Genomic DNA, 15693 nt, shown 5'->3' with positions numbered 1-15693 from the left:
CAAACCGTATGGCAACACTTGTTAACACAAACACTACACAGTGTCGTCGTTATTAATCTATAAATATCAGCAAGTTACGAACAATAAACACTGCGTATACCAGCCCTATGCATGCTTGTACTCTTTACCCAGAAAACGGCTTGTTACCAAAGTGCACATATGAGGCCGGAATATCCCGATTGGTTATGTTTCATGCGGGCTGAGGCTTTGGTTTTATGATGAGGGACGGCTGTTACATATAAGGGGTTGGTCTCGGCCCTAAAGGCCGGCTTCGCTTGCAAGCAAGCTCCTACAGAACAACCGACCTCTCCTGGCTATGTAGGAGCGGTGGTTCCACCGCGATGCAAATAATAATGAGCGTCTATGGCGGCGCGATAGAAACCTTAAAGGTAGGCGCTCACCACTGAGGACACCGAGATCACTGAAGAAAGAGCGGTTTTCTCTGTGCTCTCTGCGCTGAACGGGTCTTGGTCCAGGACTGAATCGCGCCGCGAGCGACGCTCCTACTGGTCGGACTATAACGTCAGGGTATTCATGAACTCGTGCACCGGCATGGAGGCCAGGGACTGGGGATTATTGCAGGCGCGGAGGATCCGTTCCGCTTTGGCTGGGGGGAAAAAGGTCAGCAAATTCTGATGGAACTTGCTCTTCAGCGCAGGCATGCCCTCCTCCCTGCGGCGTCGATGGCCTATGGGGTATTCCACCTCGGCAACATCCGTTTTTGTACCGTCGCTGAAAAAAACCTGTATCGCATTGGCGATGGAGCGCTTCTCCGGGTCCAGGTAATCGCGGGTGTAGTCTGCGCTTTCCACGATCTCCATTTTATTCCGCAGCGCGTCGATCATTGAATTCTTGGCGTGGAAGCTGTCTTCGTAGTGGTCGGCACTGAGGCCTCCCATAATCAAGGGCACGGCAATCATGTACTGCAGGCAATGGTCACGGTCCGCCGGGTTGGCGAGTGGCCCCTCTTTGGAAATGATGCGGATGGCCGATTCATGGGTGGTTACGACGATTTTTTCGATATCATCCAGGCGATCTTTTACCTCAGGATAAAGCAATACCGCTGCCTCGCACGCTGTTTGCGCGTGGAACTCCGCCGGAAAGCGAATCTTGAAAAGGATGTTTTCCATCACGTAAGAGCCATAACCGCGCTGGAAGCCGAATTGGCGTTTCTCTTCCGGCTTGATGGCCTGGTCCTTGTTGGTCTTACTGAACAGCACATCGTAGAAGCCCCACTGGGGCGCACTAAGAGCTCCCGGGATACCCATTTCTCCACGAAGAGCAATATCCGCAAGGCGAACAGCCCGGCTGGTAGCGTCCCCCGCTGCCCAGGACTTTCGTGAGCCGGCATTGGGCGCATGGCGATAAGTTCGCAAGGCCTGGCCATCAACCCAGGCATGGGAAACCGCAGACAGCATTTGCTTCCGGTCGGCGCCCATGAGGTGTGAGACCACCGCGGTGGATGCAACTTTGACCAGCAACACATGATCTAGCCCGACGCGGTTGAAGGAATTTTCCAGCGCCAGCACGCCCTGAATTTCATGGGCCTTGATCATCGCTTCCAGAACAGCCTTCATGGTCAAGGGCGGTTCACCGTTCGCAACCCGTTTTTGCGAGAGATAATCGGCTACCGCCAGAATGCCACCGAGGTTATCCGATGGATGCCCCCACTCTGCAGCAAGCCAGGTGTCGTTGTAATCAAGCCAGCGCACCATGCAGCCGATATCCCAGGCTGCTTTTACTGGATCCAGGCGGTACGGGGTGCCGGGAACCCGAGCGCCATGAGGCACCATGGTGCCCTCCGCTATCGGGCCAAGATGCTTGGTACATTCCGGAAAGCGCAGGGCAAGGAGCCCGCAACCGAGGGTGTCGAGCAAGCAATAGTGCGCGGTTTGCCAGGCTTCTTCCGATTCGATGCGGTAATCGCGAACATAGCCGACAATATCTTGAATGACTTGGTCGTAATCGGGTCGCAGATTCTGATCGGTATTGCTGGCCATGGTAGACGCCTCCCTGGATAGGTTGGCTTTCAGGGTCTCCCCCGGGATGGCAGAGGGTCAAGCATTGCTGGGGGTTAATTGAGCGGCTTTTACAGTTGCAGGTCGGGTTCACCCAAGGGCACAGAGAGGCAAAGCCATAACCCGACAGTGGATTTGTCGGATTACGCCTTCAGGCTAATCTGACCTACATGAAGTGGCGTTAGCTGTGCTAAGGCACGCCTACATCAGAAGCAGTCTCCGGGAATGCGGACATTGCCTTCCATCAAAACACGGGCGCTACGGCTCATGCTGGCTTTGGTGGCCGTCCACTGCCCATCGACCTGTTTGGCCCCCGCGCCAACCCGCAGCGTGCCCGACGGATGACCGAAGGTAACGCTGTCGCGCTCGCCTCCGCCGGCCGCCAGATTGACCAGGGTGCCCGGCACTGCCGAGGCACTGGCGATGGCAACGGCAGCGGTGCCCATCATGGCGTGATGCAGCTTGCCCATGGACAGGGCTCGCACCAACAGGTCCACATCCTCTTCACCAATTTGCTTGCCGCTGGAAGCTGTGTAGCTCTTGGGCTTGGAGACGAAGGCAATTTTCGGAGTGTGCTGTCGCGCTTCCGCTTCTTCAATGTTGTCGATCAGGCCCATGTGCTTGGCGCCGTAGGCACGGATCGTTTCAAATCTTTGCAGCGCCTCCTTGTTTTCGTTGATGTCACCCTGCAACTCGGTACCGGTGTAACCAATATCTTCTGCGTTGACGAAAACGGTAGGAATACCGGCATTGATCATGGTGGCCGGGAAAGTCCCGACGCCCGGAACCTCCAGCTCATCAACCACATTGCCGGTGGGGAACATGGCGCCCTCCCCGTCTGCCGGGTCCATGAAGTCCACTTTTACTTCGGCGGCCGGAAAGGTTACGCCGTCCAGTTCAAAATCACCGGTTTCCTGCACTTCACCATTGGTGATAGGAACGTGGGCAATAATGGTCTTCTGGATATTTACCTGCCAGATGCGAACAACGGCAATGCCGTTATCGGGGATACGGTCAGCAGAAACCAGACCGTTATTGATGGCAAAGGCCCCGACTGCTGCGGTCAGGTTGCCACAGTTGCCGCTCCAGTCCACGAAAGGCTTATCGATGGAAACCTGGCCAAACAGATAATCCACATCGTGATCCGCCTTTTCACTTTTCGCCAAGATCACTGACTTGCTGGTGCTGGACGTGGCACCACCCATGCCATCGGTGTGCTTGCCATAAGGATCGGGGCTGCCGATCACCCGTAGCAGAATCTTGTCGCGGGCTTCGCCGGGAACTTGCGCGGCCTCAGGCAGATCCGTCAGGCTGAAGAAAACGCCTTTGCTGGTGCCGCCCCGCATATAGGTGGCGGGGATTTTTATTTGTGGTGCGTGGGGCATGTCTTGCTCCTTGGAGAAAAACCGGTGGCCATTGGCCAACGCCAATGCCCACCCTGCGGTTTCGTTCTAGCCTGCTTCCGCCATAAACTCGTTGGCGAATTTTTGCAGGATGCCACCGGCGGAATACACGGACACTTCTTCGGCCGTATCCAGGCGGCACAGCACCGGGATGCGCTCTACGTCACCGTTGGCACGGTGCATTATCAGTGTCAGCTCAGCCCGCGGAGCCGGGCTGCCTTCCACATCAAAGGTTTCCGTACCGTCGATGTTCAAGGTGTTGCGCGTTGTCCCTTCCTCGAACTGCAGGGGCATAACCCCCATGCCGATCAGGTTGGTGCGGTGGATACGTTCGAAGCCTTCGGCCACGATAGTTTCCACCCCGGCCAGCGCTACACCTTTGGCGGCCCAGTCACGGGACGAGCCCTGACCGTAGTCGGCACCAGCGATAATGATCAGCGGCTGCTTACGCTCCATGTAGGTTTCAATGGCTTCCCACATGCGCTTCACTTCGCCTTCCGGCTCAACCCGGGCCAGAGAGCCCTGGATCACATTGCCCGCTTCATCCTTGACCATTTCGTTGAACAGTTTCGGATTGGCCAGCGTGGCACGCTGGGCAGTCAGATGGTCGCCACGGTGAGTTGCATAGGAATTGAAGTCCTCTTCCGGCAGGCCCATCTTGTCCAGATACGCCCCTGCAGCACTATCCAGCAGAATCGCGTTAGACGGTGACAGGTGATCCGTGGTGATGTTGTCCGGCAGCACAGCTAGTGGACGCATGCCTTTGAGTGCACGGACTTCGGCCATGGTCCCTTCCCAGTAAGGCGGGCGGCGAATGTAGGTGGACTGTGGACGCCAGTCGTACAGCGGACTCGCTGCACGTACGCCATCGCCTTTCTTCTCGAACATGGGAATGTAGGTCTTGCGGAACTGCTCCGGCTTCACCGCCGACTTCACGATCGCATCGATCTCTTCATCAGACGGCCAGATATCCTTGAGCATGATCGGGTTGCCATCCTGGTCGTGGCCCAACACATCCTTTTCGATGTCGAAGCGAATAGTACCGGCGATAGCGTAGGCCACCACCAGCGGCGGAGATGCCAGGAATGCCTGTTTGGCGTAAGGGTGAATCCGGCCATCAAAGTTACGGTTGCCCGACAACACAGCGGTGGAATACAAGTCACGCTCGATCACTTCTTTCTGGATTTCAGGATCCAGCGCGCCGGACATGCCATTACAGGTCGTGCAGGCAAAGGCCACCACATCAAAGCCTTGCTGCTGCAGCTCTGGCAACAGACCGGACTCTTCCAGGTACATTTTTACCGTCTTGGAACCGGGCGCCAGGGAGCTTTTCACCCAAGGCTTGCGGACCAGACCCAGCTTGTTCGCATTACGGGCCAATAAACCCGCCCCAATGATATTGCGCGGATTCGAGGTGTTGGTACAGCTGGTGATGGCAGCAATGATGACAGCCCCATCCGGCATCAGACCCTCTTCCTGTTTCCATTCCTTGGCGATGCCACGGCTGCCCAGCTCGGAAACCGGCAGCAAAGAGTGAGGATTGGAAGGGCCGGCCAGGTTACGACCAACGGATGACAGATCGAACGACAACACGCGTTCGTATTCCACTTCTCTCAAACTGTCAGCCCACAGGCCGGTTTCCCTGGCGAATTTTTCCACCAGTGCGACCTGATCATCTTCACGGCCGGTGAGGCGCAGGTACTCAATGGTCTGATCATCAATAAAGAACATGCCAGCGGTAGCACCGTACTCCGGTGTCATGTTGGCAATGGTGGCGCGATCGCCCACGGACAAGCTGTCGGCACCTTCGCCGAAGAATTCCAGGTAGGCGCCAACAACACGTTCTTTACGGAGAAACTCGGTCAATGCCAGCACCAGGTCGGTACCGGTGATGCCCGGATGCAGCTTGCCTGTCATCTCCACACCAACGATGTCTGGCAGACGCATCATGGACGGGTTACCGAGCATGACGTTTTCGGCTTCCAGACCACCCACGCCCACGGAGATAACGCCAAGCGCATCGACCATGGGGGTGTGGCTGTCAGTGCCCACACAGGTATCCGGGAAGGCCACGCCATCGCGCACCTGTACCACCGGAGACATTTTCTCCAGATTGATCTGGTGCATGATGCCGTTACCCGGCGGGATCACATCCACGTTATCGAAGGCGGTTTTAGTCCAGTTGATAAAATGGAACCGGTCCTCATTGCGGCGCTCTTCCACCGCGCGGTTCTTCTCGAATGCGCCCTCTTCAAAACCGGGGTGCTCCACAGCCAGGGAGTGGTCAACGATAAGCTGGGTCGGCACCACCGGGTTCACCTGGGACGGATCACCGCCCTTCTCGGCGATGGCATCACGCAGGCCGGCCAAGTCTACCAGCGCGGTCTGGCCAAGAATGTCATGGCAGACAACGCGGGCCGGGTACCAGGGAAAGTCCAGGTCGCGTTTGCGCTCGATGAGCTGCTTGAGCGCATCGGTCAAATCCTGAGGCGCACAGCGGCGTACCAGCTGTTCTGCCAGAATTCGGGAAGTGTACGGAAGTTTTGCATAGGCCCCAGGCTGGATCGCATCGACCGCCGCACGGGTGTCGAAATAGTCCAGCTCGGTGCCGGGGAGGGATTTGCGGTATTCGGTGTTCATAGCCTGGGGATCTCTTGTCTGGGTGCTTGAATGTGAACGAAGGAATGAATGCATTGACGCTGAATGCCAAACGCATAATGCCTGACGGGGTGAGCATCAGGCATCGAGCGTCAGGCGCCAGGCGTTATCAACCTCGCTCAGCGATCGGCGTTACCGGGCGCAACTCTTCACCGGTGTAATCCGCACTCGGGCGAATAATGCGGTTATCCGCGCGCTGCTCCATCACGTGCCCGGCCCAACCGGTCAGGCGGCTCATTACGAAAATCGGTGTGAACAGTTTTGTCGGAATGCCCATGAAGAAATAGGCAGACGCATGGAAGAAATCGGCATTACAGAACAGTTTCTTCTCGCGCCACATGACTTCTTCACAACGCACGGACACGGGGTACAACACGGTATCGCCCACATCCTGGCCCAGCTTTTCGGCCCACTGTTTAATGATGGCGTTACGCGGATCGGATTCCGTATAGATCGCATGGCCGAAGCCCATGATCTTCTCTTTACGTTCCAGCATGCCCATCATTTCTTTCTCGGCATGATCCGCATCGGAGAACTTTTCGATCATATCCATGGCCGCTTCGTTGGCGCCACCGTGCAGCGGGCCACGCAGGGTGCCGATAGCACCAGTGATGCAGCTGTGGATGTCGGACAGTGTGGATGCACACACACGGGCGGTGAACGTAGAGGCGTTGAACTCGTGCTCTGCGTACAGAATCAGCGAAACGTTCATCACACGCTCATGCAGCTCGTTGGGCTTTTCGCCACGCAGCATGTGCAGGAAGTGGGCGCCGATGGACGCATCACTCGTGTTTTCATCAATACGCACACCATCGTGACTGAAGCGATACCAGTAACAGATGATGGACGGGAAACAAGCCAGCATGCGATCGACACAGGCTTCCTGGGTCGGGAAGGCACCCATCACGCTGGTGTCTTCCTGTCCCAGATTGCCCAGCATGGAACAACCGGTGCGGATCACGTCCATGGGATGAGCATCTTGCGGGATCTGCTCGAGAACGGTTTTCAGTTCTGTCGGCAAGCTGCGCAGACCTTGCAACTTGGTCTTGTAAGCATCCAGTTCCGACTGGGTCGGCAGCGTGCCCTTGAGGATCAGGTGCGCGACTTCTTCAAATTCGCAGTTCTCTGCCAAATCTTTAACATCGTAACCGCGGTAGGTCAGGCCGGAGCCAGAAACACCTACTGTTGAAAGTGCGGTTTTACCTGCTACCTGGCCACGCAGGCCTGCGCCGCCGAGTTTTTTTGCTTCTGCCATGATGTATCTCCTTTGAATCTTAGTTCCGCCAACGCGGATTCTGTGCTGTAAGGGCCCCACTCGGAGCGGGAACCGGCATGAGGAAATTCAAGACCCGGTTCGCACCTCAAGAGGGACTCCTACAAAATCGGTATCAGCCCTTGCTCTTGGCGAAGAGTGCATCCAGTTTCTGCTCGTAATCGTGGTAGTTCAGGAAATCATACAGCTCCATACGTGTCTGCATGATGTCTACCACGTCTTTCTGGTGGCCCTGCTCACGAATGCTCTGGTACACCTGCAGCGCAGCCTTGTTCATGGCGCGGAAGGCACTCAGTGGGTACAGGATCATATCGGCGCCGGCCTCAGCCAGCTCTTCACGGCTGAACAGCGGCGTAGCGCCAAACTCGGTAATGTTTGCCAGCAACGGCGCATCGCCCAGGCCTTTTTTGAAGGCTTTATAATCTTCCAGGGTATGTACTGCTTCTGCGAAGATGCCATCAGCCCCTGCTTCGATACAGGCACGAGCGCGTTCAACAGCCGCTTCCAGGCCGTCTTTCTGGAAGGCATCCGTACGGGCGATAATAAAAAAGTCATCATCGGTCTTGCCGTCAACGGCCGCTTTTACCCGGTCGACCATTTCTTCCTGGGAAACGATTTCCTTGTTCGGGCGGTGGCCGCAGCGCTTCTGGGCAACCTGGTCTTCCAGGTGTACCGCACCGGCGCCAGCCTTGATCATTTCCTTAACGGTGCGGGAAATGTTGAACGCCCCACCCCAGCCAGTATCGATATCCACCAGCAACGGCGTGTCCACGGCACTGGAGATACGGCGAACGTCTTCCAGCACATCGTTCATGCTGGTCATGCCCAGATCAGGCATACCGTAACTGGCATTGGCCACACCGCCACCGGAAAGATAGATGGCACGGTAGCCAACCTGTTCCGCCATCATTGCTGCATAGGCATTAATGGTTCCCATGATTTGCAGGGGCTTCTCTTCCGCGAGCGCTTTACGGAAGCGGCCGCCGGCGGTCAGGTTTGCTGACATGGCGTTCTCCTAAGTATCCGATTTCAGGTTTTCCGCCTTGTGGGCGGCATATTGGGTTTCGATGTTCTTGCGGGCACTGCTGATATGGCGGCGCATCAACAGCTCCGCCATCTCACCATCGCGGGCTTCAATGGCCTCCACGATACGGCGATGTTCGTTAAGGGCTTTTTGCGGACGGTTGGCCACCGAGCTGAACTGATAACGGTACATGCGCACCAAGTGGTAAAGCTCGCCAATCAACATCTGGCTGAGGGTGCCATTGTGGCTGCCCTGGATGATGCGGTAATGGAAATCCAGGTCGCCTTCCCGCTGAAAGTAAGCGGTATCCTGTTGCAGATCCTGCTGTTGCTCATGCTGAGCCAACACGTCATAGAGGCCGTTGACCTCCTCAACAGACATGTGCTCAGCCGCCAAGCGTGCCGCCATGCCTTCCAGCGCTTCGCGCACATGATAGATTTCGATAAGGTCATCGAAACTGAGGGAGGCCACGCGGGTGCCCACATGGACCACGCGCTCCAGCAACTTGCGGGATTCGAGGCGGCGGATCGCCTCGCGGAGCGGGCCACGGCTGACACCGTAGCGCCCTGCCAGCTCAGTTTCGCTGACTTTGGAACCGGGCGGGATCTCGCCACGCACGATATCGTCCTGCAGACGGGCAAAAACCCGGTCCGCCAAGGTACGTGCAGATTCTGGTGCAGTGACAGACATAAAAAAGCCCGATTGTTGACAATTTCAACGACCGGGCTGGACTTTACGCCCTCAGAGCATGGACTTCAAGGGCGATTGTTGACAATGACTGACTTAAACCATCAAGGCGCCAAAGGATCGCATGCGCCGCCGGGATCGCCGGAAAAGAACTGGACCGCCCCTTGGGAGATGGCGCGCAGCATTTCCTGTTGATCCTCAGGAAGGTCGCTCACTGTATTATCAGGTTCGTCAGACGCCGGCGGCGACAAAGCAGCAACCCATTCTTTCTGCTGGATATAGGGGTAATAGCCATCCACCCACAGCGCCCGAAGGCCCACATCGAAATTGTCATCACCCGTACGGTACATCGGCGTACAGGCATCATCCAGATCAACCCGCCCCTCAATGGTGACACCAAAGTTGGCGGTGACATCCGGTTGAGCAGCGTCTGGCGCAAACAATAGGGACATGTTGGCTGAGTTGGAATCAGTCAAAGTGCGGGTAACAAAGCCTACCGCCCAGCTATTGGCTGCGCTGGTCGGGCAAGTGCCATCCGCCGGGCCAGCCATTACCACACCGTAATCCGGGCTGGAGATATCGCTGATCACATCAAGACAAAAAACGTCACTGCCATAATAATCCGCACGGGGTTGCTCTTCTGTGACGCTTTTGTTATTGATTTCCGGAGGGTAGTTACCACTGCCATCATCAGCCGTTTCAATATCCGGGTCGGGGATGGCGGTGCAGTCTGCGGCATCATCTTGTGACAGACAGGCGCGCATCAACCGCACAGTAAACGGCCCAGCCAGCGCCAGATCATCAATGACCGTTTGGTCTGGCTCCGCCTGGGGCGCCGCTTCCAGCTCGCCGGACAACGGTAACTCAACCGCATCCCCCACCAGAGTCCCGGTCAGTTGCCCCTTGTCACCACTGGCCAGGGAAGACCCCAGGTTCGGATAATTCAACTCAATATCGGTCTTGCCAACCCCATTTTCCGGCAAGAAATCATTGTAAACAATCTTGTTAAGGAAACGTCCCTGTACCGCAAGATCCGTATCGCCGTCAGGCTCAATGGATATCACGCCAGCATTTTCAAACTGCAGCTTTTCATTGACAGCCGTTGACGCTGTAAACGCCACCAACTCCTGTTTGAAATCAGTCTGCGATGCCCCCCTTGCAGCTAAGCCGAGCCCCATTACCTTGCCGTTGGGCAGGATCAATGGTGGCTGACCAAGCGCAGCATCATTCGTCAAACGGCCGGGCAAATTGATGGTAACGGTGTCATTGGCAGCGGCAGAAGACGGGTTTTCATCCTGGCAGGTAATAAAAATACAGGAGCGGAAACTGTAATTGCCTGCAGACGTATACCCATTAGCTCGCTCAACCTTGGCCAGGGGCACATTAGGATCAGGGTCAATTCCGGCCAACGATCCGGATGTCAATTGCGCATTAACTGCGACAAAGAAAGCGTCCCAATCATTGCGAAAATCGGCGTACACAGCAGTATCAATCGCCTGTTCATAGGTCTCCGGATCATTGTCATAAACCTCATGAACGGCCACCGGGATTTCCACGAAGTCCGGTGTCGCCGAATCCACATCCAGACCCTGAATCAAGGCAGCCACATTGCGACTCTGAGCCTCAGAGGTCGCCTCCCGGAACGGTGAATTCTTCAGGTCAGCCACCGTGACGGCATAACGGGTATAGGCCTCCTGGCTGGGGAATTCGATACTCCCCAAAGACAGATAATTCCCTTCAAATAGAGCGTTACCAATCAGGAACTCAACACCTTGCGAGTTATTCGGGCACAGCGCATTGAACGCGGGCACCGTGACCACGTTACCGTTCGAATCAACCGATTCCTGATCCGCATCCGAAGTAAAGAACACCACATTGGTACCGGTACAGGTGTACCCCAGATTGCTGACATGGGGTCCCGCCAACTCAACCAGCACATCCCCGCGCGAAGAGGGATCACACCCTGCCCCGGCCGGACACCCGGGCACGGTCGCATCGGAAAAGTCTTCACCGCCATTACACCCGGCTAGCGCCAGAGAGAGCGTGGTCAGGACAAAAAGAAATCGCATATAGGTTTCCTGTGCATTCGTGTGAGATTCGTTACGCTCTTTAGGGGGCGGTCAGAACCAACTCACCTTCCGTCACCTGTTTCAGCCCGTCGGTGCCAGGGCGGCTTTCAAAATAAGGAAGAAAAACAACCAGATAGTGTTGACCCGGTTCCTTTTCAACGGTTCCCTGCAAATAGCCGTAGCGGTACCAGGTTTCCGGATACTTACGGCTGAACGGCTGGTCTACGAGCATGACCGGCAAGCCATCCTTGTCCAGCCAAAGCAACTCAACAGCGAGATAGCCCTGCTTACGAATAAACGCCATCAGCGATACGCGGCTTACCTCATCAGGGAATGAATAAATTCTGGCCCGATAAGCGGATTCTCCCATCAGAACGGGCGTGTCTGCCCCAAAAGCCAGTAGCGCTTCCTTGCCGGATTCCAGGCTTTGCGCCTCTGCAAGCAAATGCTGGCAACAATCTGCCCGCAACGCACGATAGGTTTCCAGGTACGCATCGGCATCCAGGGTTTCATAGGGCGCGGGTGCCGAACTGGCGGCCTCTCGTTCAGCCCCCATGTCCAGAGGGCGACTCACCAACTGGCCTGTTTCATCCACATAACTGATGAAACGGTCGTTCTCGCGGGCCTCGAGCTCTTGGTCCACTTCGGCACTGGGGCGGTAGTCTTCCACAGACTCGCGATCAGAAGAACCCTTGTTCGGCGTTTTCTGACTGATGGCAGAATCGGCGGCCTCAGTCGAATCGTTTGCTGCACCGGTCTTGCCTGACGCGGCCGGACGCTCAAGGGTGACCAGATTTCCCTGTGCATCCATGTAAACGTACAGCCCTCCCTCTCCCGCCGCGCGCTGAGGCTGACTTTGGCTGATGCTTTGCCCCTGGCTCTGACAGCCGGTTGCCAGTACCACAAGCAGCAAGATCGACAGGCGCATCAAAACTTGGTTCTGAATGCCAGGCCGACCATCATGATCCTGGCTTCGGTTTTGATATCCAGCCCAGCATAGGGGTTGTACACCACATTGTCGATACCGGTACAGTTGGCTGCACAGCTGGTATCCGCAGGAATTTCATCCTTGCTGTGAAGCATGCCAATACCCAAGTCGATATCGGTATCCGTGTCCCATTTGTACCCCACCCCCAAGCTGTAATAGCGCGCCTCATTGATCGGTACCATGGGGCTACGGCGATCTTCAGGAATCGCCGAAGCACGGGGCTCATACCCTGCGCGCAGCTGGATACGGCCGGTCAGGTCATAGGCGGCACCAAAGGCCAGGTTCCAGGTGGACTGGAAATTCAGCGGATAGCTCAATTGTGTAGACGTGGACCCGGGCGAAAACAGACGCGCCAGGCTCAGCACCGCCGAACTACGGTCGAAGACGATATTGAACGCATCCCATTCCTTATAGTCTGCCCAAACCGCATCCACATTGAACTGCAAGCGCTCGGTGGGCTTGATCTTGATGCCGGTCTGGAAGGTGGCCGGCATGGTTAGATCCATACTCACCGCCCCAACTTCTTCACTACCAATCCGTGAGGGAATCCCCAATACCGCCAACGCCAATGCCCCCGTAGCAGAGCTGCCGATACCGTTAACGGTTTCCTGGGTCGCATTGGAATAGGAGATCTTGTAATCCCCTTTCATGTGCGTCTTCGCTTCAGAGCGCCACACCGCCCCCCAGGCAAACCGATCGTTCGGCTCCCACAGCACGCCGAGGTTATAGGACGGGCTGAATCGCTGATCCATGGAGACTTCCAGCGAAGCCAGATTCTTGAAAGGCCCCAGTCCTTCATCCGGATTACAGATCCCGAATAAAATCAGATCCAGTGCAATATTGGACTCACCAGCAAAGGGCGCACAAATACTCTCGTCGATCACCCGGGCAAAACCCAATAATTCATTGGGCGCACGAAAATCCTGCTCCAGGGCAATAGCCTGGTAACTCATGCCAATGGACGCACCAATGGAAAGCTCGTCATTCACCTGGTAGGCCACTGACGGAGACAAGTAGGTAATACGCTCAAGCGCCACACGCTCGCCCATGTAGTTACCCACATCATCTTCATCACGGTAAAAACCTGCCGCCATGGGCAAGTATGTAGCCGTACCGAAGGTAAACTTAGACCCCGCAGGACGAATGGAAAATGCGGGCAAAGGCCCAGCAATCAAAGGCCCAGGCGGCAAATCCACGGTATCGTTGATGAAAGGAATATACAGAGAGATCCCCTCCACCGAGCTGGTTGCAGTCTTAAAATTGCGGCAGAAGTCCACACCATCGTCTGGCACATCATCACAGACCACGGGATCATCGGAGAAACCAAAGACATTGTAATCTGGTGGCGCAGAGAATTCAGATTCCAGAGAGAAATCGGCGCCGACAAACTGCAGATCCACACGCCGACCGTCCAGCCGAGCCAGGCCCGCAGGATTAAAATGGATAGACATGACCCCAGGCGGATCCGCGGTGACAGCATGCCCCATACTCATTGCCTTCACATCAATAGCAAGGTTGTTGGCTAACTGCGCATGGGCAGAAACGGCCAAAAGCCCTGCCACCAGGACGAGAATACGCACGCCGAGCCCTTTATTCTTGTTGTTCATGGCTAGCCCCTTCCAACTGCTTATCACGGCTTATGCCCCGGGTTTCAGGCCTGAAAAATCAATCGGCAAAGAAAGTCCAAGCAGCACATCAGGGGAGTCTTCCGTCAAACCAAACCCGAAACTCAGGTTGACGATGCGATTACTGGAAGTCCGAAGCCCCAACGAGGTATTGATGACACTGGAGGTGGAGTCTTCCGATGCCGCCGTATAATCCTCGAAGAGAAAATTGGTTTCGAAGTTATACGACTGCTGATAACTCGCACTCAGCGACACCTCATAGGACAGCGAATACGCCAGACCCATGGAAAAATTAACGCTGTCGCCAGGTTGCACTTCATTGAGAATCTCGCCACCCCGAACCTGGTTTAGCCCGGTCGCATCAAACGCATAGGTATAACCGAGCGAACCGAACAGCACGACCGGATCGATCACCTTGCTGGCACTGACCCCTGCCCCAACGGAGTAATAACCAGAGCCGCTGGACACCTCTTCATTCACGTTGATGTCATAGGGGCTGTCGCCAGTAGGCGTGCTCAGCGTCGTATACAGCGTGGTATTCATAGCCCCCGGTTTTACCGGGAAGGGCTGATAACGCAGACTGAAAGACACATCCCCCAGCGCAGCCTGGGAGACATCTTTCTGCGTGTCATATTTGTAGGATACGGGCAGGCGCGTGTTGAACGTCAGGTTATTCCAGATACCGTAATCCAGCGACAGCGCTGAAGAAAATGCATGCTGCGCATCCTGTTCAATACGAAAACGGCTGATGTTGCCGGTATTTTCGTCAATGGCAATATCGATGCGGTCATCACGGTAGTAGTTGTAATTGGCCGAAAAATTCAGCGACATTTCGCCACTGGGAAGCAGTGAGTATTGCTTTTCCGCCGCCTGGAAGACCTCTTCCAGGTTTTTTTCCTGGGTCACGTCCTCGTCAGTGGTCTGCAGGGCTTCTCGGGCTTCGTCAACCTCGGCAGCCCAGGCAACATGGTGCGCCAACAAGAGTGCGGCCATTGCTGCCACCTTCCCAGACATCATTTTCATGCAAGCCTTCCTTTATTATGTTTGTTATACGCCACTGCAGGCTGTTATTGGCGGAAGTAGGTTCGTGTCGGCACGTTGATGACCCGTTTATCCCCGTCATCCTCTGTGATCTGAACCCGGGTTAGCGTGCTGGCTTTATCAGCCCAGTTTTCAATCGGTGCGGTAAACACCGGAAATACATCAAACGCCAGACGATTAATCGTCCGCTCATCAAGCAGGCGTAGATCATAATCGGTGAGTTCAAGCCCATCCTGAGGCTCAAAACCGTTCGGGAACACGATAAACAGGACGTTCTGGTCCCAGACTTCCTGGAATTTCGCTTCAGTAAAACTGATATTCCCCAACGCCGGATCCGCCACATAAATATGACCATCCTGGTACTTTTTGAGCACGACGAAGTGCTTGAAGCCACCGTAGGCGATCGGAACAATAGCGGGGTGATCCAGAGACTGAATGTCGGACATTTCCGCCCGAAAACCACCACTGGGGTGGCCCAGTGCCGTGGCCAGACGCTTCATGTCGAGCAGAGAGAAACCGCGGCGCTCCACGATCTTGTCGGTTTCACCAAAGCGCAGCAGGCCTTCCATAATCTGGCGCTCCTGGAACTGTCGTCCCAGGTACTGATTAAGCACGGTGGTCAACGCTGCCGAGCCACAGGAATAGTCATACGCCTGTCGCGTCACGTTGTGGTAGCGGAACTCGGATACCGGTTTCACCACGAGATCACGCTCGCGTAAGGACACCGGTTGAGTCGGGTGTTCATAGTAGATTTCACCCTTCTGCGGGGGCGTAATCACTACGGACTCATTGGCAGCAAAGAAAATAAGCGCCACACCCAGCATGGAAGTCAGCATCTATGGCAATCCAGCGTTATTGTTATTGTTTGTTTCTTATAGTGGTAGACATGTTAACCACGTCACTCAGT

At 55.6% G+C, this 15693-nt stretch carries 11 protein-coding genes; all 11 read right to left on the bottom strand.

Annotated elements, in window-relative coordinates; genetic code table 11:
• Window positions 1-515: 515 nt before the first annotated feature.
• The gene (locus F1529_RS13110) at window positions 516-2000 is read right to left on the bottom strand and encodes a bifunctional 2-methylcitrate dehydratase/aconitate hydratase (RefSeq protein ID WP_155135327.1); all 1485 of its coding nucleotides are present in this window, start codon (window positions 1998-2000) and stop codon (window positions 516-518) included.
• 224 nt (window positions 2001-2224) lie between these two features.
• On the bottom strand, window positions 2225-3403 hold the full coding sequence (prpF, locus tag F1529_RS13105; protein ID WP_155135325.1) for a 2-methylaconitate cis-trans isomerase PrpF: 1179 nt from the start codon (window positions 3401-3403) through the stop codon (window positions 2225-2227).
• 66 nt (window positions 3404-3469) lie between these two features.
• Window positions 3470-6061: a Fe/S-dependent 2-methylisocitrate dehydratase AcnD gene (gene acnD / locus F1529_RS13100; protein ID WP_155135324.1), complete on the bottom strand. Its 2592-nt coding sequence runs from the start codon at window positions 6059-6061 to the stop codon at window positions 3470-3472.
• Between the two features lie 127 nt (window positions 6062-6188).
• Complete coding sequence (prpC, locus tag F1529_RS13095; protein ID WP_155135322.1) at window positions 6189-7334, bottom strand: 2-methylcitrate synthase; 1146 nt, start codon at window positions 7332-7334, stop codon at window positions 6189-6191.
• A 133-nt stretch (window positions 7335-7467) separates the two neighbouring features.
• The gene (gene prpB / locus F1529_RS13090) at window positions 7468-8358 is read right to left on the bottom strand and encodes a methylisocitrate lyase (protein WP_155135320.1); all 891 of its coding nucleotides are present in this window, start codon (window positions 8356-8358) and stop codon (window positions 7468-7470) included.
• A 9-nt stretch (window positions 8359-8367) separates the two neighbouring features.
• Entirely contained in the window at window positions 8368-9066 is a 699-nt protein-coding gene (locus F1529_RS13085) for a GntR family transcriptional regulator (protein WP_007149424.1), read from the bottom strand.
• A gap of 101 nt (window positions 9067-9167) precedes the next feature.
• On the bottom strand, window positions 9168-11132 hold the full coding sequence (locus F1529_RS13080) for a hypothetical protein (RefSeq protein ID WP_155135318.1): 1965 nt from the start codon (window positions 11130-11132) through the stop codon (window positions 9168-9170).
• A 40-nt stretch (window positions 11133-11172) separates the two neighbouring features.
• On the bottom strand, window positions 11173-11943 hold the full coding sequence (locus F1529_RS13075; protein ID WP_155135316.1) for a hypothetical protein: 771 nt from the start codon (window positions 11941-11943) through the stop codon (window positions 11173-11175).
• A gap of 116 nt (window positions 11944-12059) precedes the next feature.
• Window positions 12060-13727 carry an OmpP1/FadL family transporter gene (locus F1529_RS13070; protein ID WP_155135314.1) on the bottom strand — a complete coding sequence of 556 codons (1668 nt, stop codon included), beginning with the start codon at window positions 13725-13727 and terminating at the stop codon, window positions 12060-12062.
• Between the two features lie 30 nt (window positions 13728-13757).
• Window positions 13758-14768 carry a transporter gene (locus F1529_RS13065; protein WP_155135312.1) on the bottom strand — a complete coding sequence of 337 codons (1011 nt, stop codon included), beginning with the start codon at window positions 14766-14768 and terminating at the stop codon, window positions 13758-13760.
• Between the two features lie 44 nt (window positions 14769-14812).
• Complete coding sequence (locus tag F1529_RS13060; protein ID WP_155135310.1) at window positions 14813-15622, bottom strand: C39 family peptidase; 810 nt, start codon at window positions 15620-15622, stop codon at window positions 14813-14815.
• Between the last annotated feature and the right edge of the window lie 71 nt (window positions 15623-15693).

This window comes from Alcanivorax sp. VBW004, from assembly GCF_009718865.1.
Lineage (GTDB): Bacteria > Pseudomonadota > Gammaproteobacteria > Pseudomonadales > Alcanivoracaceae > Alcanivorax.
The sequence above is the reverse complement of the archived record's forward strand: the minus strand, read 5'-3'. Positions and strand labels throughout refer to the sequence as shown.

Coding starts and splice junctions, on each gene's coding strand:
- F1529_RS13065 (WP_155135312.1), bottom strand. CDS start 14,768: ATGAAAATGATGTCTGGGAAGGTGGCAGCAATGGCCGCACTCTTGTTG.
- F1529_RS13070 (WP_155135314.1), bottom strand. CDS start 13,727: ATGAACAACAAGAATAAAGGGCTCGGCGTGCGTATTCTCGTCCTGGTG.
- F1529_RS13080 (WP_155135318.1), bottom strand. CDS start 11,132: ATGCGATTTCTTTTTGTCCTGACCACGCTCTCTCTGGCGCTAGCCGGG.
- prpC (WP_155135322.1), bottom strand. CDS start 7,334: ATGGCAGAAGCAAAAAAACTCGGCGGCGCAGGCCTGCGTGGCCAGGTA.
- prpB (WP_155135320.1), bottom strand. CDS start 8,358: ATGTCAGCAAACCTGACCGCCGGCGGCCGCTTCCGTAAAGCGCTCGCG.
- acnD (WP_155135324.1), bottom strand. CDS start 6,061: ATGAACACCGAATACCGCAAATCCCTCCCCGGCACCGAGCTGGACTAT.
- prpF (WP_155135325.1), bottom strand. CDS start 3,403: ATGCCCCACGCACCACAAATAAAAATCCCCGCCACCTATATGCGGGGC.
- F1529_RS13110 (WP_155135327.1), bottom strand. CDS start 2,000: ATGGCCAGCAATACCGATCAGAATCTGCGACCCGATTACGACCAAGTC.
- F1529_RS13085 (WP_007149424.1), bottom strand. CDS start 9,066: ATGTCTGTCACTGCACCAGAATCTGCACGTACCTTGGCGGACCGGGTT.
- F1529_RS13075 (WP_155135316.1), bottom strand. CDS start 11,943: ATGGATGCACAGGGAAATCTGGTCACCCTTGAGCGTCCGGCCGCGTCA.
- F1529_RS13060 (WP_155135310.1), bottom strand. CDS start 15,622: ATGCTGACTTCCATGCTGGGTGTGGCGCTTATTTTCTTTGCTGCCAAT.